19 protein-coding genes and 1 CRISPR repeat array are annotated in these 25574 nt (G+C 42.0%); of the genes, 4 read left to right on the forward strand and 15 right to left on the reverse strand.

Annotated features, from left to right (window positions below):
• Window positions 1-13 precede the first annotated feature (13 nt).
• The 7 genes from csy2 to BGP78_RS07575 all read right to left on the reverse strand — a co-directional run bounded on the left by csy2 (window position 14) and on the right by BGP78_RS07575 (window position 10729).
• Window positions 14-964, reverse strand: coding sequence for a type I-F CRISPR-associated protein Csy2 (gene csy2 / locus BGP78_RS07545; RefSeq protein ID WP_119860826.1), 951 nt, complete (start codon window positions 962-964; stop codon window positions 14-16).
• Window positions 961-2253 (reverse strand): type I-F CRISPR-associated protein Csy1, encoded by a 1293-nt coding sequence (csy1, locus tag BGP78_RS07550; RefSeq protein WP_119860827.1) that lies wholly within the window; start codon window positions 2251-2253, stop codon window positions 961-963. Before csy1 ends, csy2 begins: the two co-directional genes overlap by 4 nt.
• Window positions 2246-2470, reverse strand: coding sequence for a hypothetical protein (locus tag BGP78_RS07555; RefSeq protein WP_119860828.1), 225 nt, complete (start codon window positions 2468-2470; stop codon window positions 2246-2248). The genes csy1 and BGP78_RS07555 overlap by 8 nt, the downstream gene beginning before the upstream one ends.
• 245 nt (window positions 2471-2715) lie before the next feature.
• Window positions 2716-6123 carry a type I-F CRISPR-associated helicase Cas3f gene (gene cas3f, locus BGP78_RS07560; RefSeq protein ID WP_119860829.1) on the reverse strand — a complete coding sequence of 1136 codons (3408 nt, stop codon included), beginning with the start codon at window positions 6121-6123 and terminating at the stop codon, window positions 2716-2718.
• Entirely contained in the window at window positions 6120-7121 is a 1002-nt protein-coding gene (gene cas1f / locus BGP78_RS07565) for a type I-F CRISPR-associated endonuclease Cas1f (RefSeq protein ID WP_119860830.1), read from the reverse strand. The genes cas3f and cas1f overlap by 4 nt, the downstream gene beginning before the upstream one ends.
• Window positions 7122-7217: 96 nt before the next feature.
• Window positions 7218-8048 carry a YafY family protein gene (locus BGP78_RS07570; protein WP_119860831.1) on the reverse strand — a complete coding sequence of 277 codons (831 nt, stop codon included), beginning with the start codon at window positions 8046-8048 and terminating at the stop codon, window positions 7218-7220.
• A gap of 1601 nt (window positions 8049-9649) precedes the next feature.
• Window positions 9650-9977: a CRISPR direct-repeat array (repeat unit 28 nt; unit sequence TTTCTAAGCTGCCTGTGCGGCAGTGGAC).
• A 206-nt stretch (window positions 9978-10183) separates the two neighbouring features.
• Entirely contained in the window at window positions 10184-10729 is a 546-nt protein-coding gene (locus BGP78_RS07575; RefSeq protein WP_119860888.1) for a TetR/AcrR family transcriptional regulator, read from the reverse strand.
• 89 nt (window positions 10730-10818) lie between these two features.
• Here BGP78_RS07575 and BGP78_RS07580 point away from each other — a divergent pair, with 89 nt between their 5' ends.
• Window positions 10819-11457: a glutathione S-transferase family protein gene (locus BGP78_RS07580; RefSeq protein ID WP_182912245.1), complete on the forward strand. Its 639-nt coding sequence runs from the start codon at window positions 10819-10821 to the stop codon at window positions 11455-11457.
• A gap of 45 nt (window positions 11458-11502) precedes the next feature.
• On the opposite strand, the gene BGP78_RS07585 is transcribed toward BGP78_RS07580, so the two are convergent.
• From BGP78_RS07585 to BGP78_RS07610, 6 genes are all read right to left on the reverse strand, one after another.
• Complete coding sequence (locus BGP78_RS07585) at window positions 11503-12381, reverse strand: GyrI-like domain-containing protein (RefSeq protein ID WP_119860833.1); 879 nt, start codon at window positions 12379-12381, stop codon at window positions 11503-11505.
• Between the two features lie 243 nt (window positions 12382-12624).
• Entirely contained in the window at window positions 12625-12984 is a 360-nt protein-coding gene (locus BGP78_RS07590) for a hypothetical protein (protein WP_119860834.1), read from the reverse strand.
• Between the two features lie 57 nt (window positions 12985-13041).
• Entirely contained in the window at window positions 13042-15045 is a 2004-nt protein-coding gene (locus BGP78_RS07595) for a methyl-accepting chemotaxis protein (protein ID WP_119860835.1), read from the reverse strand.
• Between the two features lie 268 nt (window positions 15046-15313).
• A complete protein-coding gene (locus BGP78_RS07600; protein ID WP_119860836.1) occupies window positions 15314-15913 on the reverse strand; it encodes a glutathione S-transferase family protein in 600 nt (199 codons plus the stop codon).
• Window positions 15914-16070: 157 nt separating this feature from the next.
• Complete coding sequence (locus tag BGP78_RS07605; protein WP_119860837.1) at window positions 16071-16970, reverse strand: hypothetical protein; 900 nt, start codon at window positions 16968-16970, stop codon at window positions 16071-16073.
• 172 nt (window positions 16971-17142) lie between these two features.
• Window positions 17143-18015, reverse strand: a complete 873-nt coding sequence (locus tag BGP78_RS07610) for a LysR family transcriptional regulator (protein WP_119860838.1) — start codon at window positions 18013-18015, stop codon at window positions 17143-17145.
• Window positions 18016-18116: 101 nt separating this feature from the next.
• Here BGP78_RS07610 and BGP78_RS07615 point away from each other — a divergent pair, with 101 nt between their 5' ends.
• On the forward strand, window positions 18117-18491 hold the full coding sequence (locus BGP78_RS07615; protein WP_119860839.1) for a nuclear transport factor 2 family protein: 375 nt from the start codon (window positions 18117-18119) through the stop codon (window positions 18489-18491).
• A gap of 1140 nt (window positions 18492-19631) precedes the next feature.
• Here the strand turns inward: BGP78_RS07615 and BGP78_RS07620 are convergent.
• Together BGP78_RS07620 and BGP78_RS07625 are read right to left on the reverse strand one after the other, a co-directional pair.
• Window positions 19632-20747: an FAD-dependent monooxygenase gene (locus tag BGP78_RS07620; protein WP_182912246.1), complete on the reverse strand. Its 1116-nt coding sequence runs from the start codon at window positions 20745-20747 to the stop codon at window positions 19632-19634.
• 47 nt (window positions 20748-20794) lie between these two features.
• Entirely contained in the window at window positions 20795-23260 is a 2466-nt protein-coding gene (locus tag BGP78_RS07625; protein ID WP_119860841.1) for a LodA/GoxA family CTQ-dependent oxidase, read from the reverse strand.
• 331 nt (window positions 23261-23591) lie between these two features.
• Here BGP78_RS07625 and BGP78_RS07630 point away from each other — a divergent pair, with 331 nt between their 5' ends.
• Together BGP78_RS07630 and BGP78_RS07635 are read left to right on the forward strand one after the other, a co-directional pair.
• Window positions 23592-24842 carry an efflux RND transporter periplasmic adaptor subunit gene (locus BGP78_RS07630; protein WP_119860842.1) on the forward strand — a complete coding sequence of 417 codons (1251 nt, stop codon included), beginning with the start codon at window positions 23592-23594 and terminating at the stop codon, window positions 24840-24842.
• Between the two features lie 8 nt (window positions 24843-24850).
• Window positions 24851-25567, forward strand: coding sequence for an ABC transporter ATP-binding protein (locus BGP78_RS07635; protein WP_119860843.1), 717 nt, complete (start codon window positions 24851-24853; stop codon window positions 25565-25567).
• The last annotated feature ends 7 nt before the right edge of the window (window positions 25568-25574 follow it).

Genomic DNA, 25574 nt, shown 5'->3' on the forward strand with positions numbered 1-25574 from the left:
TTTCTGTAAATGATTAAAATTCTGATTCAATTGTTGCTTCGCTTAGATCTGGGCCCTCAGCTTCAATAAAGTGCTTTTGCAGACATAAGTAGTAATCCTCTTGGGTATGGTAGCGCCATAGCATTTGCTCAACAAAATGTATCCGATGCGGCATTTTAAATTCGCCTAAAGTGACTAAGCTTTCAGCAAAACGGTGCGGCGTGTCAGGATCCCTCTGGTTTTTAGCCTCTGCTTGCGCACTAATACCATAAAACCCTGTAGCTATAGGTACAATCCAGCCTGCAGACTTTTCATCAGCTAATTTTCGGTGTTTTTTCCACGTAACGTTACCATTTCCGTCGACTTCACAGCTATGATGAATCGTTAGGTACTCAGTTAAAGCGGTTAACGCATCCTGCCCACCTTCCATCGCAGCCATCATTAATTCCCTGCGTTCAATTAACACAAAACCTGGCATTAAACTGCGTTGTACGCGTTGTAGTTCCTCATCATTACCTTCGGTAGCATTTAAACAAAATGGCGGCTGAAAGTCCTTTATATCCCCCCCCGCAATTTTCATTTTTGCGTGAAGCAAGTGTGTCATCTCGGTTATTAGCTGCTCTCGTTCGTCAACACTTATATTCTCAAACTCAATCAGTAGGCTAACATCCAAGTGACAACGCGCTTCTTCAATAAATGCTGAACGTGCTCCAGTCTTATCTAAGGGGTTTGCAGTGCCTATAATCGAGTGGACAAAATCGTTATCGCCTTTATAAGTTTGCAAATCAATGTCATGACTAACAACACCAACCGCGTTAAACTTAACAGGAATATTTTTTACATTTAACTTTCGCTGCAGCGCATGTACAGCACCCAACCACGCAGTCATTGCAGGAAAGCCAATTGTAAAAGGGCTCGATAATGCGTTCGCATTATGTATATGCACATGAGGGATGATCAGTAATTTTTTAACTTCTCCAATCAACGTAAAATCTCCTTATTTTTTAACACTATTTCTTGTATTTTGAGGTATTCACCATCACCGAATTTAATCGCTTTTTTACCCAACGTACGTTCATAGCCATAAAATAAAAAACTGACAATTGAGTTGCATATTGCTTCCAACCAATTATCGGTTGTTAATCGTTCCGTTGCTTTGTCATGGCAAAGCCAAATTCTTTGCGCTGCTGGCAACGCCGAAGTAAGCTTATTAAACTGTTCAATAGAAACACTTCTTATCGTGAACATTTGCTCAATAACATGATCAATTACCTCTTGGTACAATTCATCACGTTCTGAGCGGGTGTGCATATTGTTATGATATTCATTTGGTAAAAGGTACAGCTTATGAAGCGCTTGAAACTGCTTTGTGCACTGTGAATAACGCACCGTTTGAGAGAAAAAATCACTCGTCGGAAAATGGAGGTCTCTGCTTTTCAATTTTGGTGGCATACTCATCAATAAATGTGCTCTCCCCCCATACTGGTTATTTAACACACTGATATTTTGGGGCTTAGTTCCTCCATAACCAATAGTTGTCAAGTCGATGATTTCTTGATGTGATTGATGAACTTGATTCGCTTTACGTTGCTCTCTCGCCTGCTTAACCTCATCACCAAAGCGCATGTTATCCAAGCGCTTTCGTAATTCAAAAACAATACCTGAAGCCGTCAATAGTGAAAGTTGATGGTAAGGTTGAGTATGCTTGCTTTCATCTGTTATTGGAAAGTAAACTTGCTTTATTTTTGAACTAGTTACAACCTCTTCGCTCGGTGCTATCATTGCTAGAAAACCTTCTTTTAATACTTCATAATCTGAAGGTTCATTCATCGCCGTACTTCTAAACAGATTTTTTGCTAAATTACTATCTTGCTCTAAGTGTTGAAGTAACGTTTGCCCATTTCCAGTAACAATCGTTAAAAACTTATATACATCAAGAGCTGCTGCATTTCCTAACGCATCAGCCTGCACAGCCACATTGCCTGAGCGTAAAAAACCATCGTTACAGCGTTCACTTTTAGCAATAACTGAGCTGACGTAGCCATTTTTATTCTTCCTTGCACTTGGGTGACTAAATGTACAAGGGTGGGTAGAAATCGATATTTGCCCCGCCCTTTTTGCTGCATTGGGTAACCATACCCGTAGACTAAAAATAGTCTCACACTCCATATGCTTATCTTTTATTTCATCATCAGAGAATGACGCCTTTATATTCTTTTTAAGCCAAGCTGCTTTTCTTTCTTGAAAGAAAGTATCTATTGCTTCATCAATCATCGTTCCTTCCTATTTGCTTAAATACAAACAACTGCTTTAACGAAAGTAAGTACTTTTTTATACGCTCACCAACGCCCAGTAAGCGCTCCACCTCTTGCAGTTTTGATATACCTACGTCACCATTTTTCTTGTCACTTAATGTAACTTCCTTAGTTTTAATGGTACTCTTTGTTATCGTTTCAGTTTCTGTCTCGGTAATCACATAACGTTTATCCATACAATGAATTACTCTCAGCGGCTCGATTTTTAACCATCCTAACTAATACAAAACAAAAAATCAACACCATGCAGTACAGCACATATTATTTTCAAGTGATATGGTAAAATTGTATTGATTGTAATTTAGCTATATCATGCTATCACTGCCACAAAGGCAGCTTAGAAAATGCAGTACAGTACAATATGTTCACTGCCGCACAGGCAGCTTATCAAGCCAAAGCATATTTGCTTTGGCTTTCTCAATTAAACCTTCACTAAACCTAGTTGATCGTTATAAGCGTATTGGTACTTTTCATTAAACTGAAAACTCAACTCTCCATATTTTAATGAGATCAATCGCTGACTCAACGGCGAGTATGAGTCACTTATTCGCTCAGCAAACTCAGTGCAAGTTTGATCAAAATCCCTCACGAGCCACACCCTTGATGTTGCTAACTCGCTGAGTTTCACTCGCTTAATATTGAGTATACTTTCTCTATTAACGGTATACCCTTTATCATCTTTTTCACAAAATCGACTTTCCGATTGGTATTCATCAAAGACTAAGAATATTTTTAACGTAGGTTCACTTTGTCTAAATGGAGCAAGCTGCTGAGGTAGTGCAGTTAAAAACCACTCTTTATTTAACCACCCTTGCAAAGAAGCAGGATTCGTTTGTGCTCCCTTATCTTTATTAGAGGTATAATATGCCAAAGTATGCAGTGTAGATGCATGCTCTAAATCAACCAAATTATTAGCCACTGTCATTCTATATACATACCCTGCATTGATATGACTAGGCTGTTTAATTCTTGGTATGGCATCTAAGCGCTCAGCAGCCTGTGATACATCAATTAACTGCTCAAGATCATGACTAGTTAGATTACAATAGCTTTCAAAGCCTGGTCTGTGAAACACTCGTGAGCGTTCTTTATGGCTATTTTTAATCGCCTTCCAGTTATATTGTAATAACGCAATATTAGGTTGGGTTACCTCAGTACTTCTATGTCGTCTCACCCGTCCTGATAGTTGAATAATAGAGCGATAAGATGATGGCTCTATGACGGCCCAATCAAAATCATGATCTCTACCAACTTCTTCAACAGGCGTTGTAACCAATATAAACATGATATGTTCAACTGTTGAATTATCTTGCTTGATATTATTCAAATGATTGCGGATAACGGGGTCTGCCAGTGCTTGTGGCGGAGATTCTTTTCTTTTTAGCACCTTATCTAAATGCTCCTCTTGTATCGACCGCATCAGTAAAACCTGCTGACTATGATACGCCATAACCCGAACTTGGATATTGCTTGGCCAATTATGTTCCAGCAAGTATCTAGTCAATTCAGTACATGGCTGAATATTAGCGATACGCACTACACCAAAAGAGACATTCAGCTGTGAAACTGGATCAGTAAAATGATGATTGCTATGTTTGTTAAGCGCACTTTGTGCAATGATATTAAAGTAAGCCGCTTGTTTATGCTCAATGACACTTTTTTGTTGCTGATTCTGATCTCGATATCGCTCTATAATATCGTGACAATAACTAATATCAGCTTTACGTAAAGAAGGCTGTTGAGCTAATTTTTTTACCCTATTTTCTATAAATTGAGTGTGTTCTTTGCGGTATTGGCTTATCGCATCTGGCAATTCCTGTGTTTTATTACTGGTTACCTGTGTTGTAAATTCATCTATCCATGCACAACCAATCACCGCATTCGCACTACGTGTTTTACAATAAACCTGCCAGCCATCTCTATAGGCTTTAAAATAACCTTCCGCTAATGATGGTGGGATCGTTGCAGACGATATCATCACCTTGCGGCCCAACATTCCAGCCAAGTGAATTAAGCGGCCAATCGCTATTAAATCAACACCTGTAAAGTCATCAATTTCGTCTATTACTAAATCTGACGACATTAATCTCAATGATGGTAAAATGTACCGCCCACCCCGTTTTGTTTCCGTTGCCGCTATAATGTGGTCAATTGTGCAAGCCAAAACAGGTGCATATAGAAACTGCTTATCACGAGCACAAGTTAAAACAGTCGCCAGCCCTTTTTCTGGAATATCACATTCAAAGTCAACTTCCTCTGTTAGCAAGCTATCTTGTGAGCTTGATCCCGAACTTTCAAAGACTTGCCCTTCATCAACTATCGACTTGCTGTTATGCAATTCCATAACAGCTTTAGACCCAATTAATACAGCAAGTTCAGTACTATCAAGCCCAACTCTTTGACGATATTCATCGCCTGTTTGCAAAGTTAATGTGCGTAAGCCTAGTGCCAAAATAAAGCGTAAACTCTGCCCATCACGAGAAAGCGCACGCATAACTTTGGCATTTGCAAACGTTTTACCACACCCAGTACTTGCCATATTCACAGTAAAAAAGCCATACTGTTTTTGACTTTCAGCAACCTCTTGGGCACGCCATAGTGTAATTTTATCAACCGCTTTATCTTGCCATTGAAACGGCTTAGGGCTTCTCTTATATAAGCTTTTTATGTCTTGTGCTAACGGAGGCTCTATCTCGAACGCTGGCAATAAATGAGCTGTATGTAATGCACTGCACATGACTCCGACAAGATGCTCATCGAGCTTCTGTTTTAATTGATTAGTTGTACTGTCTGTATTTGCAAACAGCCCCGTTGTATTTTTCCACTTTTTATCAGCCTGCTGTGATGAATAATAATGGTCACCTAGCATCACGCACAATCGAGTATGATGCAGGATCAGACGGTAACTCCCCGTCTCAATGCATTTAATTCCGTGCTCATGATTTAAAAGTAATCTAGCTGACCACTTTTTAACTTGAATTAACCAGAGCTTGGAGTTACTAATTAATCCATTGGGGAAATCGAAACACTGTAACAAACGCTTTTGATAGTCTTCTTCATCAAAGCGATTTTGATAGCCCCAGTGTTGAGTTATCCTATCAAGAGCCTGATCTAAGGACTCAGCTGTTTCAGATAAATAATCTTTACAATTATCTTTAGTAGGTAATGGCAGACGGTGATGGGAAACAACTAACCACGCGACCAGTTTTGCAATAGGCGGTAACCCTTCTAACGGTTTTTTTACAGGTTCACATACACTATTTTTTAATATAGTTTCATCAATAGCTCCCTTGCTGAGCGCTTCTAGCCAATGTGTGTCCTTTTTACTACCACACGAAAAAACTAATGCCCTCAATAGCAATAAAGATATCCACTCATGACGAATAGGATCACCCTTAAATTTATGTTTACTGTCGGGCTTTAGTTTCTCTTGGAAAAGAGTTGTTGATTTCCCCCAGTCATGCAATAAAGACGTTACCGCAGCTAGCGCCTTTATCAAGGGTAAATAATGCCAATCATTTTCTAGCTCGCTTCTCAGTAAATTGTTACGCGTTGAATTAACCGGCACTAACCCCTCAGCATTAAACTTACTTTTATTCCCCACCACCCACAGCAACTGACTTCTCGAACGTGAACGCAGCCAATGACAGCTCACCGCAGTGCTGCGACTGGCTGTTTTGCGCAGCATTTTTTTAACCGTTAAAAGGCCGTCCTCTGTGATCAAAGTTTGCCATGTGTTGTCACCGATTCGGTTAGCGAATGCGTCGAGCACGCGTCGGGTCTTTTTTAACGCGTTTTTTTCACACTGTGATACAAACGTCACCATCATAATTGGTTGGCCTCAATGTGCTCTTTGGTGTATGTTTGTAGTGCAACTTGCTTTACTGTATCAAACATAAAATCTAACGATTTATGATCGGTAAATGCTTGCAATACTTGCTGACGAAATTCTTGCTCTGTGGCATTTTCTTTGGCACATACAAAAGCCCAGGGGAGAACTACCGCATCTTTAATTAAGTCAGCGACGTCGAATACCAAAGCTCCCCGTCTAGTTTTCCCGTGCATAACCGCAAAGCCATGTGGTATACCGAGCACCCATAAACAACTTGCAGCAAGGCCATAAGCCAAATAGTTACCATGGTTTAAAAAGTCATTGGCTTTACTAGTGCTGTTTGTATCGGGCTGATGTTGACGGGTAAACCCCTGCGCATTGGTATTATTTGCCGCGTATTTATAAAGCACTTTGGTTAACTGGGCTTCTGTAAGTAATAAGTCAGATTGCTTTTTGGCGGCATCGGTTCTGGTATGAAACGTGTCGAGGGCGGTTTGTATTTGTGCGCTGTTAAAGTCGAACCCCTCACCTTTTAAATCTCGATCTTTTTGCCATACGGTGTGTAAATACGCAATGCGTGCTTGTTGAAACTGCTTTGCAGCCGCCAAACGCTTATTGTCATCAAACCAAAACTGCATCCAACCATGTAAGTATTCAGTGGGCCGATATTCACTGTGTGGCGTAAACCACTCAACTTCACAGGCCATATGTAACGGTGTACCACCACCGCCACTAAACCCGACTAATACACCTGCTTGAGCAAGCATGCGCATTGCAGCTTGGGTAATGGAGGTGCCGTTGCCAAGCAGTACAACAGTAGTGTTAGCAATGGGAATATTAAAATACTGATTTTCATTCCCTTTACTTGAAAGCGATTCCGTTAAATACAGCACTCGGCCATCTTTTTGCATTACTCGGCAATATTCGAGGTAGTACATGTTGGCTCGTTTAGAGTGCAAAATTGTTTTTAAGTCTGATGGGCTAAAGTCGTTCATTGCCTTCCCTCTTCCTTAGGTGTTGCAATAATTTACTGATAAAAAGTAACGTCTACAATGCTGCTAATATGACCAGTTAATTTTTTTATAGGTTGCTTAATTCCACAGTAACTTTTGCTTTCTCAGAGTTCGATAGCAATCTGGCTCCATAATAATTTGCTGTGCTTCTGGGTTTGGGTGTTGCACGTCTAGGCGTAAAATACTCATTAAGTAATTAACAAGTGCCGCGTTGGTTTTAAGGTGTTTTTTATGGCTTTGCATATCAAAGTCATGTGCAATAACGTGCTGTGCATATTCGCTTAACCTTGGATCAGGCATAATCGTTAACGTCACTTCTTGCTGCCAAGCGATATCGTCTTTTTTATATTGCTTCGCTTTGCTTTTGAATTCAGGCTCAGCAGACACTATTCGCGACAAAGAAAAGTCTCTAAATCCCTGCGCTTTTTCACAATACGCCCGTAAATGGTAACGTAACCCTGAGTTGATCAATGTATGTGGGCGGATTATCCGGTCAGTTTCTCCTCCCTCTTTTATTGACTGGTAGCAAATATCGAGCACGCTTTGCCGACGGCAGGCATTAAGAATTGGCCTTAAAATAACGGGGTTAAGTTTGCGATGAGGTAAAGCCAGAGCGCTGATCGGTGAAGCACTGAGTTGGTGTACATACTGCTCCCCTATCAAATGCGCATATTCAGAAAAATCTTGAGAAATATAGCGCGGTGTAAAGGGGGTTGCCAATACATACGCTTTTTCTGACTCATCATACTTTGCGGCAATATCATGTCGTTCAATATAGTCGGTTAAATACCGCCGAGCACTGGGCCTTGAAAGTTTAAATTTATCTTGAAATACACCAGTTTGAATTTCTGCTTGCCAAAACAACACGGCTTCAATATACCTAAAATACTGCTCTTCCTTAGCTTGCATAAATCACTTTTAGTGAATTTTAAGTTAATTTAATGTATCAAAATATATTCATAAGATCATTGATCCACGACAAAATACCGTATTTTCGTGACCAAACCATGGATTCTGACCTTCGTCAGAAAGACAAGTTGTGTGGGGTCTCGTTCGTTGGCAGGGCTTTATACCGCGCATAATAAGAGCCAACGTTGACGGCAGTACACTAACATAACCACCTTTCGTCTCCCTGAACTTGATTCAGGGTCCATAAAACAACTACCAAAGCCTGTGCGGCAGTTAACAAAAAGCGCGTTGGTGAACTGGAAGCATCAAGTTTCTAAGCTGCCTGTGCGGCAGTGAATAGACAAAACTAACTTCAGCGTTTTAAATCCGTCCTTGGAGCTGGGGTAAATCGGTCGTTGCCAGCTTGGATGCAGGTACTTAGGTTTGTCTGGAACAAAAAACCTGCCATAACCTCACTTCTTCGCGCTGCACCCCCTGCAAAACACGTCGTTTCGGTCACTCATCACCTAAGCTTCGTTGGCGGCAGTGAACTAGTTGCTGCTAAGATGTTTGATAACTTAAATTTTCTAAGCTGCCTATACGGCAGTGAACTTCGGCCAAGCTGTCATAAAAGCTGCCTATTCGGCAGTGAACAAAGGGAGCAAAGGGTGGCGTTGCTATTTAAATTTCTAAGCTGCCTATACGGCAGTGAACCACGGGTGCTGTTATCGGCGCGTTCGTTGTGTTTTCTAAGCTGCCTATACGGCAGTGAACACAAAACATTAATGACGTACCGCAATAATTACTTTCTAAGCTGCCTATACGGCAGTGAACCGCTATTGCGTGGTTGTCATGGCCGTTAGAATTTTCTAAGCTGCCTATACGGCAGTGAACAATAGACTATCATCATAAAAATAAGTTACAACAAGTCGTTACGGCTAAAATATCATTCTAACCATATAAAAAACGTTCAACTTTAACTTATTGTTTTATAGTCATTTTTATAGAAAGAAAAATAAAAGGTTTTTAAAGGGTATTTACCCCTTTAACTCATTGCACCTTACCCAAACACATAAAACTACCTTTGCGACAGTGCATAACATAACCACCATTCGTCTCCCTGAACTTGCTTCAGGGTCCATAATATTGACACTTAAGCGTGAACAATCCGTCCTTGGAGCTGGGTTACATCGGTCATCCATGACCTCACCTCTTCGCGCTGCGAAACTGCGTTTCGGTCACTCATCGCCTAAGCTGCCTGTGCGGCAGTGGACATTAATTCCAAATTCAGAGCTAGCAAATGTTTTTTCTAAGCTGCCTGTGCGGCAGTGAACATCTAAGAAATTGTTCGTTTTCTCGTTGCGCTATTTCTAAGCTGCCTGTGCGGCAGTGAACAAGCAGAAACAACCACACGCCACAAGATAGCGATTTCTAAGCTGCCTGTGCGGCAGTGAACAAAAGTATGCACCCGCAGCGCTTGATATGTTTTTTCTAAGCTGCCTGTGCGGCAGTGAATAGACAAAACTAACCTCAGCGTTTTAAATCCGTCCTTGGAGCTGGGTTACATCGGTCATCCATGACCTCACTTCTTCGCGCTGCGAAACTTCGTTTCGGTCACTCATCACCTAAGCTGCCTGTGCGGCAGTGGACAAAGTCGCACCTTGGATCCGTTTGCGTAAAACTTTCTAAGCTGCCTGTGCGGCAGTGGACCAAGCTCTTTGTAGTCTCTCTCTGTTTTATCATTTCTAAGCTGCCTGTGCGGCAGTGGACAGTCAACGCTCATTACATCACCCAACATGCCATTTCTAAGCTGCCTGTGCGGCAGTGGACTATGCCCCCGCAAAACCATCTGCGCTAGAGTCTTTCTAAGCTGCCTGTGCGGCAGTGGACTAGCTGATAGCGTTAAAAAATCTAATTGCAAATTTCTAAGCTGCCTGTGCGGCAGTGGACAATGCGATTTTTACACCAAGGTAATGTATATCAATGTGTTACGTTTAAATCGGTGTTTTTACCTTATAAAATGCGCCATTATTTAACACTTTGATTTAGCAGTATTTTTTAAAGAGCGAAAATTAAAGGGTGTTTTTTAGCCTAACCAGACCCATCATGACATAAGGTGCGCTGAAGTGCTATATCGGAATTTACGTACAATAATATCAATCTTGTTCACACCGAGTTGCAGCCTCACATGCGGCGAGTAACTCCGCTTTTAAGCTTTCGTCCGTTAAGGTTTGCGCCAGTGCGACTGCGCCTATCATGGTGGCTGCTTGCGCTAATGCGGCGCTGCGCTCGTTTACATGGCTGTTTATATACTCTACAAACCCTGCAAACACTTTTTCATACGTTTCTCGAATGGCTGGATCTCGGTGGCGAATATCTGAAATGAGTAAGGCAATTGGGCACAATTGTGTGTCGTCAGCGCCTTTATGCTGATTCAAATAGTTATGTTTTAATACGTTAAACGAGTTGCTGCATCCTGCTTCAAGTTGTTCTTTCGCTATAAAACCCGCGACGGGGATTGCCTCGTGGTACAGCTCTGATTTAGATTTAAAGTGGCTGTAAAATGCCCCTCGGGTCATATTCGCTTGCTGCATTACGTCGTCAATACCTACCCCATCAAACCCTCTTGCTACAAATAACTGAGCTGCTGCTTCTAAAATACGTTGTCGAGATTGGTGTTTATGATTTGCATCCCAAGGCATTATTTTCTCTTAAATTAAAATATGTTCTTGAACATATTGTCATGCTTTTTATGATGAGATCAACCATTAAACATACAAAAGGACATACCATGAACACCATCACACTTATCGGCCCTGACTTTTCAACCTTTGTAAAAAGCATTGAACTCGTGTGCAACTATAAAGGTATAAGCTATCAACTAAGCCTTGAACATGAAGGGAAACCATTAGCAATAAAAGATGATAGCTTGCTGCAATTGCACCCTTATAAAAAGGTGCCAATTTTAATTGACGGTGACTTTATTTTGCCCGAGTCGAATGCCATAGCACGTTACTTAGAGCATTGTGGTGGAGCCACAGTATTTGATGTTGACCCACAAAAACATGCTCACGTAGATGCGTGGGCCAGTATGCTGTCTATTTATGCTTTTCGTGCGCTGATCACTGACTATATCATCGAAATTAAAAACCCGAGCGGCCCTAACGCAGAGCTTAATTTTGAAAAGCTTAAAAATGCGCAGCCGGCTGTTTTGAACACTTTGCAAACAATCAATACTCAACTCGCTGAGCGTGACTTTTTAATCACCGAGCAGTTTTCTTTAGCCGATGCCATCATTTTACCCATGCTTAGTTATCATATGCAGTTGCCTGGTGATCTCAACTTACTCGCTGAATTTCCAAATTTGGTAAAATACTATCAACGCATTAGCGCTTTGCCATTTTGTAAAGGGGTTTTACACACAGCCTAACCCTTGAATTGACTGGCATAGACTCAGCCGTATTTTTACCGCTTATCAGCAAAGTGGTAAAAATACGTCTGTGCGTAAATCGCATTCATCTACTTCGTGGATCAGGTTTAAGTATTGAAAAAAGCAGGGGTGAGCAGCTGGTTGTTCGTCGCTATCCACCAGCCAATGCTGATAAAACAGATAAATAGTTTGCTCAAGCGTATTATGGCTGCCACGATGTGTTACCTTGGCACACCGCATAGCGGGGATCTCTGCATTACTCACACCAAAGTCATTACTCGGAATGGACTTTGCAACCGACCCTGCTATTTTAAACCTAAACTCACTGGTTGGCATCGTACTCGGATCTCCATTAGGAAGACCAAATGTAAGGCTTGAACGGATCGGCGACAACCCGCTTGATTTACGCCAATTTACAAATTCCCCTGCGGTTTCATACACCCGTTCAGGCGCACCTCGGTGTTCAAGCACTGCAACCTGAGTTCTAGGAAATGTCACAATGTCTACCTCAAGTGTTTTTTCTATTTGGCTATGTACTTTCTCTTCAAATACACGATGCCATTGAGGCCATTGTGGTTGCTTTCTAAATTCGGATGGGGTCTGGCTAAATGTGCGCTTAAATGCACGAGAAAATGCTTCTGCACTGTCAAAGCCCGCCTTAAGGGCAATATCTATAATTTTAATATCGGTTTCAAAGGCCAGTTCAAACGACGCACGCTTCAATCTGCCGAGTAATATATATTTGCTCACAGTAACATTGGTACTAGCCACAAACAGCCGATGAAAATGGTATTTCGATAAAGCGGCAACCTCACTTAAGTGTGTCACAGTCATCTGTTTATCAAGGTTATGATCTATATAGTCACATACTCGTCTAATACTGCGGTGAAGCGGTAAAACATGGCTCACGGTTAAATTGCTCATTCAAAAAAGACTGGCTACAGGCAGTATCGCAAACTGTGAGTTAAAAAGCTTGATTGAAAGTGCGGTCTCTCATTTATTACTCTAAATTCATAATAAAAAGGTAAACACGCTCATATCAGGAAGGTTGCTCTCTCGGGCTATTGAAAGCTTTTATAAAAATGGCTATTGAGAGCGACTCCAATAGCCATTGTGTTTACTTAATTGATCGAACTTGATGTTACTTATTGCCTAAATGATGCAACATTAGCCGCCACATTTATTAAATTCTTCACTCGCTTTTTCATACACTGTACAAAAGTCCTCGCTGCCGTTTGATGCGGTAATTTTACCGCCATCAAAAATAGCGTTAATCACTTTATTTTTAGTGATGGTTAAACGCTTATTTTTGCAAGATTTAACAGCCATTGCACCGCATTCAGCTGCACTTCCTGCCTCTTTAAATTTAGAGCAGCTCTGCTTACCTTTACACTTTTTATAACTAATTTTGTCCTTTCCTGGGCATGACGTTCTGGTGTACTGGATCTCACAAGTACCCGCAATAGCAACTTCCATGAAAAAGTAGGCAAAAAATGCCACAAATAAACTAGCAATTTTCAATTTCATATAATGCTCCTCTCAAGCAAATTAGACGATGTAGTAAAGTAACTAAATACTTAGTCACTAGGTTTTAAACTTAGTTAATAACTCCCGCTGGGTTTCGGCCATTTGCGCAAGTTGTTGACTCGCCTGTTGGTTTTCCTTGGCTTGATTGGTGGTCATATCGGTAATATCACGAATACTATATACACTATCTAGTTGCGTTTGTGCGGCCACTGTTTGCTGTTCAGACGCAGCGGCTATTTGTTGGCTCATATCTCGAATAGTCTGAATGCTTTCAACAATCGAGTGCAGCATATTCTTAACGCTGTTAATACCATCAACGCACTCTCGTGATGCTTGCTGTGAGCTGGTCATGCTTTCAACCGCTTGCTGAGCACCACTGATCAGGTTTTCGATGGCAGATTGAATTTCTTGCGTAGACTCTTGCGTACGGCTCGCCAATGAACGCACCTCATCTGCCACAACAGCAAAGCCTCGCCCTTGCTCACCCGCCCGCGCAGCTTCAATCGCAGCATTTAGTGCCAACAAATTAGTCTGTTCGGCAATGCCTTTAATTTCAGCAAGTACAGAGCTAATACTCACAGTATCGTTATTCAGTTGTTGAATAACATTTGCAGACCCTTCTATGCTTTTACCCAGTTCAGAAATGCTGTCTACATTTTTAAGTAACACTAATTCACCTTGTTGCGCCTCAGTGCTGGCTTTTTCAACTTCTTCTAATGTGCTATGAATGCTCGAAGCAACCGATGCGACGGTTTCGGTCATTTCACTAATCGAGGTGCTCATAGACTGCATTTGTGAACTTTGTTCATTGGCGCTGTTAAAGCTTTGGTCAGAAATTACACTGGTTTGTTCTGCCGTACTCGCTAGCAGTTGAGAGTTATCGGCTATTTCATTCAAGGTTTGGCGTAAGCTATTCACTAATTGCTGCATGCTATCTGCCATATCGCCTAGCTCATCTTCTTGTTCTTTTACAAACTGCACCGTCATATCGCCTGTAGCGGCACTTTGAATTTGCTCAACCGCTTTAGCTAAAGGTACTTTAATTGACCGTGTTACAACATAAGCCACCACCAACGACAACACCGTTATAAGCCCTGCCAATACTGAAATGATCAATTGATTTTTTGAAACGGATGCTTCTGCGGCGTCTTGTACACTGCCTGTGTAGGTAATGATCTGCTCGTTAAGTTCATTGATGAGTTTACGTGTTTCAACGGCATGATGTTCAGCGGCATCAAATTCTTTCTTAACCTTACTTCTTTGCTTAAGCACATTCACTTTCGAGTTAATGGCACTGCCATTGCCTACTAAAGCCGACTTAAAACTCGCTAGGTTATTACTCATAGAGACTAACTCATCACTGCCTTGTAATTCACTGGCCCCTTTAATTTTGTTGAACAACTCATCTAACTCTGCCACTGCGTCGTTTAATTCTGATTGCACACTCAATACTTCAAAAACAATGTTTGATCCTAGTGCTGAGTTTGCGCTATCGACGCTACTTTCAATTAACGAAACGAACGTCGCAAGGTCTTCAATCACCGATTCTTGCTCAGCCATGCCCTCTAAGTCATATGCAAAACTTAAACTTTCATCCCCCATATCGCCAAATTCACGTGCCAGCTCCTTGGTCTTTTCGATTTGTCCTAAAATGAGTAAATAATCGGTCACACTCGGCACAGCCTTGTCGTACAACGCAGCGTTTGTTTTTTCCATATCAGAGAAGAGCTGCGCAAGCTCTGGTAAGCTTTGCAGCTGAGAATCTAACTTTCGTAAACTACTTTGGTTATCGGCGTATCGTTTATCAAAATCCAATTTATAATTGTTTGCTTTGCTAACACTGTCAGTGCCTAACAATAAAACCAAATCAAGCTCCGTTGCGAGTACACTCTCAGATAGCTCAGCACCGGCAATTAAGGTCGGTACACTTTGGGTCGACACTTGCTGTATTCCTTTACCAATATTCATGATACCCATTATCGCAACAATAAAAAGCACCACAGATAAGCACAAAACGACCGCGAAGCCACCAAATATTCTCCACGTCACAGTTAAATTCATAAGATATATCGTAAAGGTTGGTAATGCTTAATTTATAGCAAAGATGCAACACTTTGCGAATAATGTTTATAAAAACATACCATTTGATTAGTCAACAAAAGGAACAGACAGAAAAAGCCACACAATTAATTAACAATATAAGGAGGGGTTATGGTAAAGAAGGCAAGTAACACGACCTAATCGTTACACGATGGTCACGCTCGGTCGAGTTACTTTTAAAATCGGTGTTTGTATAGAAAATATCGCCTTTAATACACACTCTATGGCATTAAGTTACCGCCATAAAACCGGGGAGGTCTTCAACCTGAGTTTGCCATGTCAGAATTTTTGGAAAGTCTTTAGCAACATCAGTGGCACTCTCAGCCAGCTTGATGTAACTGTACAACGCAATATCCGCGATGCTCGGTTTGTTGCTCGCCATCCATTTTTGCTTCGCTAAGTTTTGCTCCAAAAAGTGATATAGCTGTATGGTTGTTTCAAGTGCCAAGTCAAAATTACCTGGCTTGTTCAGCACTTTAATTGCTCTCGCTGTTGCAGGTCCGTTCACTAAAGGCCCTGCCGCAATCGACAACAACCGTTGAACCTGTGCTTGCTTCATTGTGCTAGAAGGGTACCAAGAATCTGATTTATCAAATGTTTTAGCCAAGTAGATTAATATTGCATTCGAGTCACAAATAATACGACTGTTATGTTTTAACACAGGCACTTGACCAAGCGGGTTAATATTCAAAAATGAGGCTGATTTTTGTTGTTGTTTTTTTAAATCAATAATAATAAATTCATATTCTAATTGTAGAATAGATAAAAATAACGACACTTTGTGAGTGTGACCTGACAGAGGATGTCCGTATAACTTAATTTCTTCCATAATCAAGACCTAAAAATAATAGTTGTATACCAAACAACCATTAAACCTCAATTAAGCTTAAATAAAAACCACGAAAAGTATATATAATGTAAGGAATAGGTTTTAAGTATGTGTACTTTATTAACTAATTAATAAAAAACGTTATTTAATATCCTAATTATAATGTTGGCCTTACACAGTTATGTAACGGCGCCCATGTATATCGCTTTGCGTTTAATGTGTCTCTGGTGCGAATACTCATGGTGGGGTTACGTAGCTTTAAAAGTTTACGTTTAGTGAAATGCCCTTTTTGAATTGCATCTTTCGTGATGGGATGTGCATTAAGCAAAGCATCAAAGCTACCATCAAGCATAGCGGCGTGTAGCCCATGTGTTAGGCGCTTTCTTAATCGGTGATTACTTTTTTTCACAAAGAAATACATAGCTGATGGGTAACATAAGCCAAATTGATCATCAATACGCAAGCTCGGATAATCGGTAACTTCAGACCATGGTTCATGTAATGCCCGAGGAAACAAGTCAAAACGCTTTTGTGCTGCCATATTTAGTAAATTTTGTGCCCCCGCTGTTTCAGTTTTTAAATTGTTATAAGTATAAATTTGCGAGTCTGGCCAGTCATGGCCGCTACCAAAGCGATAATTCAGTAAAGCTGAAGCATGCGTTTGCGCATTTAGAGTCACCTGAAAATCTTTATGAATAATAAATACGCGTGCGCCCATCATCCCTTTTAATAATGGAATATAAACAGTACCGAGCTTATGCTCTCGTGTAATTGACGTCATACTCCAATGTACATCAATTAAGTCAGCGTTTGCTAACAACTCCAATGTACGTGCTTGCGGCGCATCTTCAAACGTTTTTTCAAGCAATGTATATGCGCCATATTCGGGCACGCTTTTTTCTAGTGCCAAACGCAATAAATCTATGTAATAGCGCTGCTTTGGATCACTAAACGTATGAGACACGTTATACCTCACACTATCAGTGGCATAACTGCACGTGCTCACGAGGGAAAACGTTAAAAGTGCCAGTAATATTAGCGTTAAACCTATACGCATAATTATTCAACAATCCTTTATAAATACCTTTTCATTGTAACAAAGTATCTATATGCGAAACACGATTATATTTATAACCGTACTTGTTCTTTGATTCAAGCCGCTTAGTTTATTGCGGATAATGTGTGCTCAATAACAAATGTACGATGCTTTCATGACGTTCATATGTTTGTTATTTCACAGCACGAATCATAAGCGTATCAAATTGTGCCTGAATAGCTGCTTGCGCCAATTGCACACTCACAGGCACCGCCCCTTGATATGGGTGAACTGTAAAAACCGTGGTCGGGGCAAGCGATTGGTCTGTAAATACACGGGCTAACTCAGGGTACTGCGCCACAAGGACATTTGGGACCAACCCAATGCCAAACCCCGCAGAAATTAAAGACACCGTTTGAGAAATAGTATCTGTGGTATGAGTTGCTTCAAAACTTAACTGTTGCGATTCGGATCCGTGACGTATTAGCGTATGTTTAATATGGGTCCCTTGCCAGTGGTTAGCAATATACGCGACGGAATCTATATCCACAGTACTCCCCGTGGCTTTGCATAATACATCTGTCAATGAACCAAGCCGGCGTTGTTTATAATGGCTGTCTTTGCTGCCACCGACTCGAATAGCTAAATCAATATCATGATGCATCAGGTCGAGTTGGTCATCTTGGCATATCAAACAAAGCTGTACATTAGGGCAATGTAAAAAAGCATCTTTTAAAGCAGGAACAACCAATGTATCCATTAATGCGTGTGGCGCTGTTACCGTGAACTTACCCGCAGGTTCTGCTTGCTGCGCCATCACTTCATCCCACGCTTGCTCAGAAATTTGATGCATTTTCACGCAATGGGCATAAAAGCGTTCGCCCGATGGCGTTAACGACTGGCGACGCGTCGTTCGTTTTAAAAGTGTGGTTGCCAATTCGCTTTCAAGCAGCTTTAAATGCTGACTTAATACTGATTTTGACAGTGCCATTTTCTCAGCCGCTTTGGTGATTGAGCCCGCTTCTACGATGCGCATAAATATGGCCATATGCCGCAATTTGTTCATATTGTTCTACCTAGCTAAACAGTCTTTTCTATTAACTTTGTTTTTCTTACCAAAGCATAACGCTAAACTTTGCAGCAAGTAAACAATCGAGATAGAAGAGCATGGCACCACAAACTGTATTTGAAGCATGTAAAGCTGGCATTTTACAATGGCAAACCGCATTCAATAACCAAGATGCGCAGGGATGTGCTGCGCAATACCAAAAAGACTGTACGATGGTTGCCAAACCATTTGGCACATTCAAAGGCACAGAGCAAATACAGGCGCTATGGCAACAAATCATCGACCAAGGGTTTAATAATGTGCAATACAGTGACGTTATTTGGCAACCAGAAGGCGATGACGGCTTTTTACTGACTTCTAGTTGGGAAATGAACAAAGCCTTTGGTGTTGTGCACAAAGAGCACTGGCAAGTGCAAGCTGATGGTAAAGCCGTATTAGTGTATGACGAATTTGAAGTGCAAGGAGAACGCTAAGCAAGTATCGCCAAGCAGAACTCATTAATTGATGCAGGCACTGCGCGTAACATGGACCCTGAAATAAATTCAGGGAGACAAAGTGGGGGTTACAGCCAATGGCCTTCACACGCTTTGAAATCACGCCATTCTTAGATCAAACGTTGGCGAAGACGTAAATAAACCCATAAACCTCCGTCGTCTTCCTGACGTAGGTCAGGATCCATTTACTTGAATAAATAGGCCCCACCGTCTTCCTGATGCAAGTCAGGATCCACTTACTTGAATAAACAAGCCCCACCGTCTTCCTGACGCAGGTCAGGATCCATGGGGTTTAGAGCATCATTGCTAAACAGGGGCGTGTTACTCCACGAGGGCACTGCGCTCAACATGGACCCTGAAATGAATTCAGGGAGACAAAGTGGGGGTTACCGCCAATGGCCTTCACACGCTTTGAAATCACGCCATTCTTAGATCAAACGTTGGCGAAGACGTAAATAAACCTCCGTCGTCTTCCTGACGCAGGTCAGGATCCATTGGTTTTAAAAGTACCATTAATAAACAGGTGCGTATTACTCCACTAGGGCACTACGCTCAACATGGACCCTGAAATGAACTCAGGGAGACAAAGTGGTGGTTACCGCCAATGGCCTTCACACGCTTTGAAATCACGCCATTCTTAGATCAAACGTTGGCGAAGACGTAAATAAACCTCCGTCGTCTTCCTGACGCAGGTCAGGATCCATAGGTTTTAAAAGTACCATTAATAAACAGGTGCGTATTATTTCACTAGGGCACTGCGCTCAACATGGACCCTGAAATGAATTCAGGGAGACAAAACATGAGGAAACAAAATAGAGGCCGTCGCTAACGAGAAGTCACACCCCACCGTCTTCCTGACGCAGGTCAGGATCCATAGGTTTTAAAAGTACCATTAATAAACAGGGGCGTGTTATTCCACTAGAGCAATGCTCTCAACATGGACCCTGAAATGAATTCAGGGAGACAAAGTGGTGGTCATCACCAATAGCCTTCACAGACTCTTAAGTCTAGGGAAGTCACCATCGTCTTCCTGAAGCAGGTCAGGATCCATTTACTTGAATAAACAAGCCCCACCGTCTTCCTGACGCAGGTCAGGACCCACGTATTTAAATCAAAAATCTAGCAAACGAAAGCGCCTTCATTGGAGACATGTATCGCCTGTTTACTTTGCCAAAATGGGGAGCGACTCCAACGTTGCTCCCCATTGTAACGTTCAACTAATTCATTTAAATAAGTATTATAAATCGAGGTCATTTGCTCAGAGTAATCATCCAGCCCTTGGCTTTTCCCTGAAAAGTATTGCGCGATTGCCTCGCCTGCTTTATCTGCCATATACATGGCCGTTGTCATTCCATGTGATGACAATGGGTCAAATGACATCGCAGCGTCGCCAAGCATTAGCCAATTGCGGCCTGTTAGCTGGCTACAAATATGACTGCTCGCATTGACTTTACGCACTGGAACGTGAATATTATTTTTAATAAACTGTTTAAAGTAAATAGATTTTTCACTGACTTCGTGCCAATTCTCAAATGAGTTATAACGCTCAAAATCTGGTGAAGTTTGATTGCTAAAAATAGCCAGCATGGTGCTTTTTTCACTTACCTGCGAAACCAGTGACCAGCAGTGCTGCTGTGCCTCCACAAGCACAGGGTGCTGAAATTGGGCTATTTTTACACTTGGTACATTCACCACAAAGGCCATTAATTTATCGAAGTAATGACGAGGAATGTTCAGTGCCCGGGGTAAATAACCTTGTCGCCCGCTGGCATCTGCAATAAAACACGCTGACACTTGAACAGCCTCACCCATGTGATTTTTACTGCTAATCTGCCAGTGCGTGTGCTGTTGTTCAAGTCCCGAGACTTTACCAAACATCACCACGGTTTCTGGTAAATCCTCCACTAGCTGAGATATTAAATACGATTTATCAACTTTCCAACCCGGCTTTTGCTGCAATGCACGCTCAACATCGGGCTGTTGTAGCGCAGCAGATCCCCATGATGAATAAGTGCCAGAACATGGGAAGTGCGCGCTATGGTGTAAATACGGATGCAAGCCTAACCGTGCCAGCAAAGGATTGATTGACGCAGGTAAGCTTTCTGCAAAGCTGGTTTTGATTGGTTTATCATCGTGAAACACCGCAACTTGTAAGCCAATACGCGCCAACATTTTTGCCAACAATACACCACTAATTCCCATGCCAATCACAGCACAATCAAATGTTTTTATCATACAGTCTCTCATCAAGCATGGCGCTCTTTCGAGCGCCAACCTGCATTCTAGTTTTTATCCGCTTTGCTATACGCCACATAAACCACTTCTGGAATACCCGTACTGGCATCTTGTTCTACCGGTCTGGCCATGACCATGCCCATATTTTTCCATTGCGTGACCATTTGAACTAACCCGTTGGTATAGCCCCCTTCCGCGTGATAACCCACAAAGCCTAAATCAGCAGTGTGCAGCCAATCTAATCGCTGTGCATATTGCTCTAGCCTTAATTGATTAAACGACGCTTCACTCATACCTTGTGCAACAGTGTGGTCAAAGCCATTGGGCGTTGCTGTATCGGCATTTTTGCTGTCTTTAAATTTGTTATAACGCGCCAAAGGCACAATATGTACGGGTAAGTTTGCCGCCCACCATGCCGGTATTGGAAAGTCCTCTGGCGTATAAACCGCTTGGCAACTTGCTGCGTCTGACTGCCAAGGAATACCCATCCACTTGGTTAAATCCCCCGGGGTATTTTCCCAGAACCAGCTTGCATCAGTGCCTTCTACCGTCGACTTTTCCACATCTGAGACTTGAATGACATGGCCAAAATCTTGATACATGTTCGATGCATCAGACGCTTGTTTTAATCTAAATTCACTTAACCCAAGTAAACTGATTGACTCACTTACCCCTGACTTTCTCGCGTTCGTTTTATAAATATGGTCATGGCGCATCGGCCACGTTAGTTCAACGCCTGGGTGGAACCCACCGCCATACAGCGCATCCAATGCGGCACGTGCTGATAATAAGGCAGGGTGATCTGACTCGGCAAAGGTGTTGATGTAAAACTGAGCCAGTGAATCGATGGTTTGAGCATGAGCTTGCTCTTCTACAGTCACCGTAAAGTCGCCTTGTGCCCAGTTAAGCAAGTGCTGATACATAAACGGTGGAATTGCAAACCACTGCATTGGACTGCCCGGGTAATCTACCCCGTCATTCGGGTAAAACGGCAATTGTAATTCATGGGTTGCTTTGCGACCTTTAATATCTGTGGTGTCTTTACTGGGAATTATTCGACTGGTGTTTATCCATTCACTGTCGGTTTGACCTGGGTCTTGCTTATCTACCGCTTCATCAAACATGGGGTTTCTAAATTGCTTAAAAATCTCTTCGCGTAATTCATTTGCTGCAGTACTGCTATCGAGTAGTTGTGCAAATTCATTTTGATTACTTAGCTCCCCCAAACGTGTATTAACTTGGTTGTCTGAGAAGTCGGCCTGATTAACCCACTGCATCCGATATAAACGATATAAAATAGGAAACACATCACTAAATTGTGTGGTGATTTGGTTTAACTGTGCTTCTTTAATTTGCGCACCGCACACCATATCGTACAAAGTGACGAGCGGCTCTATTTGTGGGGCAAAATCAGGCGGGGCTGTTGCAATCCAAGCACTGTTATCTGCTTGATCAATATTAACTACATCACCATTGCTCAACGTCAAGATAGCGCTGACTTGACCATCACAAATATCATCATACCAATTAGAATTATCAGCAAAGTCGGTATTAAGCGAAGAAGGCGTCATTGCTTTTGAAATACCATCGCCAGCAAAAAACGACAACACACCCGTGTTTGAGCAACTGATCGAGCCTTGCAACACAGTATGACGCTCTGTCATATCAAATAAATTCGTTAAACGATGTGCAGGATCTGCTTCATTCGCAGGAAATTTACCACTAAGCTTAACGCTGTTTTTATTATTGCTAGATACGCTGCCACTGCTGCGAATAACCAATTGCTGTCGTAATTTATTACCCAATACATTTGGGTTGCGTCGTTTCGCGGTTTGCGCAGGAGCTAGCTTTTCTAGGCTGACATTTTTAGCTAAGTTACCGGTTCCTTCAGACACCAAAGATAAATCTAAGGCATTGTTATAGTCGTACCAAAATGCTTTTTTATTCGCGACATTCACCTGCCATGTTAACGCGTCGCCCTCAGCTAAAGTCACTTGTTCAATGGGGTTGCCTTGTGCATCACATTTGTACACATAAAAGCGCTGCGCTTGCTTTTTAACCGCGCCTAAGTATTTCTCTGCAAGTACGGCAATGACAATGTCTTTCGCCAAGTCTGATAATGAAAAATCAACCACTTGCACCGGCAGTGCAACATCATCGAGCTGACGTTCTAGCTCAATTTTAGTCAACATTTTACTCAGCTCACACTCGCTCAAAAGCGTCGTTAACTGGCTTTGATGATCATCTGATAGTTTAACAGCTGGCGACGCTGACAAGTGCGCGCTGACACTCTCCTCTAATTCAATAAGACTATCATGCAACTGGGTTGCAAACACTCTATCGACTAGCGCTTTTATGTCGCCTAACGTCACTAAATATTCAACACTGGTATCGTAAAGGTGCTGCCAAGGTATTTCAGGAGTAAAAATAGCCGTTTCAGGCTGAGCAGGGCCATTACCTACCCGCGCAACGCCTAGTGGTGGGTAAATTTTATACGTGTACTGTTCAGACATGGTGTTTCCTTATCTATTAATAGATGACTTGATGCCAATGTATACCCCAAAAATTAATGCCAAGTAGGGCAACTAGGTAACGAGTGTAGTCAAATACGAATAAATATCGATTACACGAGATTACAAAACGCGGCATGCTCAGTCCCCATTTAGCAACCAATTATACTGACGGCAGACAAGTCTCATTAATAAGAATAATCTCAATGACAGTCCCAAAATTGAGACTGATTGGAAATAAAAACATTAAACAACATTATTTTCAACAACTTAAAGATTGGCATGTATGCTGCAATCTGAGTGGCATAACTCGCAAAACTAAGATAAATATCACATGGATATAAAAGTAAACACACAACGAGCAAGCAAACTGCCCTACTATGTTATTGCGCTCATTGTGTTACTCGGCGTTGCTGTGGCAATCAAACAGGTATGGCAGTATGGGCGCTCAGAAGTGACGCTTTCAGCCTCTGAACTCGTCATGAGTAAAGTGCAAAAGGGCAACTTTACTGTATCAGTGCGCGGGAATGGCATTTTGGCACCAGATAAAGTGGAGTGGCTATCCGCAGGCGGCGATGCAAAAGTAGCCCAGCAATACCTAAAAGCGGGCAATCATGTGAAACAGGGTGAGTTAATTGTTTTGCTTAGCAACCCTCGTCTCAAGCAAAGCCTTACAGAAGCTCAGTGGGACCTCTCAGCCATTGAAGCACAACTGATGGCCGAAAAGGTCAGCGATAGCTCTCGTATCAAACAGCTCAAGTCAACAATATTGCGTGACAAGCTCGCCTTACAAGGTGCTCAAAATGAGTACCAAGCACATCAGGAGTTGATCGCAACGGGTGCTGTCTCTAAGCTCGACTTTCAACGCGCTAAGATCACGTTAGATCAAGCTGAACAAGGTTATTTAGCATCTAAAGAATTACTCTCAGAAACAGAAAAAACCCATCAAGCCAATCAACAAGCTCGCTTTGCAAGGCTCAATCAAATTAAGAACCAAGTCGCACAAATACAATCACAAGTCGATGACTTACAGATAAAAGCCAGCATGGATAGCATTATTTTAACAGTGCCTATTGAGGTTGGCCAACACGTTACCACTGGCAGTAACCTTGTTAAATTAGCGGATCACAAAGCGTTAATTGGTGAAATACAGGTTCCAGAAATTCAAATCCAACAAGTTAAAATTGGCCAAACTGTGCGCATTAATACGCAAAACAGTCAGTTCATGGGCAGTGTGTCTCGCATTAACCCCGCTGTGACACAAGGTAATGTGCAAGTAGATATCGCGTTTAGCGAACCTCTCCCCACAGACGCCAGACCTGACTTGAGTGTTGAAGCAGATATTCAAGTCGCCAAACTAGAAAACACCCTGTTTGTCTCTCGACCGCTATTTTCACAAAGCCAAACGGCCACCAGCTTTTATAAATTGGATCCTGACGGTGGACTTGCCCGCAGAGTCAAGGTAGAAGTAGGGCAGGGTTCTACAAGTCATATACAAATAATCAATGGATTGGAAGAGGGCGACACCATCATTACCTCTGATCCAAGCCGCTTCGATAGCTACCCAACATTTAGCATTAATTAGGAACCCTTATGTCTGATTTAATAATAAAACTCGACAACATGAGTAAAGTATTTTTCGCTGATGATTTAGAAACTCACGCGTTAAACAAAATTTCATTAGAAGTCGCAAAACAAGAATATATAGCGATATCAGGTCCCTCAGGATCAGGAAAATCAACTTTGTTATCGGTGCTCGGTTTGCTTGATACCGCTACAGATGGCCACTATCACTTAGCAGATCACTTGGTAAGTAATATCAATAAAACCGAGCGAGCTCGGATCCGAAATAGAGAAATCGGATTTATTTTTCAATCATTTAATTTAATTAGTGATTTAACCGTTGAAGAAAACGTAGAGTTACCTTTGACGTATCGTACTGACTTAAACAAATCACAACGTAAAGACAAGGTCACTAATGCCCTAAAAAAAGTCAATATGCTGCACCGAGTGAGCCATTACCCCTCTCAGCTGTCGGGTGGCCAACAGCAGCGTGTGGCCATTGCAAGAGCCATTGCTGGCGACCCAAAGCTGATCCTAGCAGATGAACCTACCGGTAACCTTGACTCCAAAAATGCCCATGATGTTTTACAGCTACTTGATGAGCTTCATCGCGATGGGGCTACCATTTGTATGGTCACACACGACCCTCGTTCAGCCCAACGTGCTCAGCGTAACATTGAAGTACTTGATGGGCGCATCGTACTAGATCAGCCAACGACGTTAAATAATGCCGCAGTCAGCGCCTGAGGGATAT

Source organism: Pseudoalteromonas sp. MSK9-3 (genome assembly GCF_003590335.1).
GTDB lineage: Bacteria > Pseudomonadota > Gammaproteobacteria > Enterobacterales > Alteromonadaceae > Pseudoalteromonas.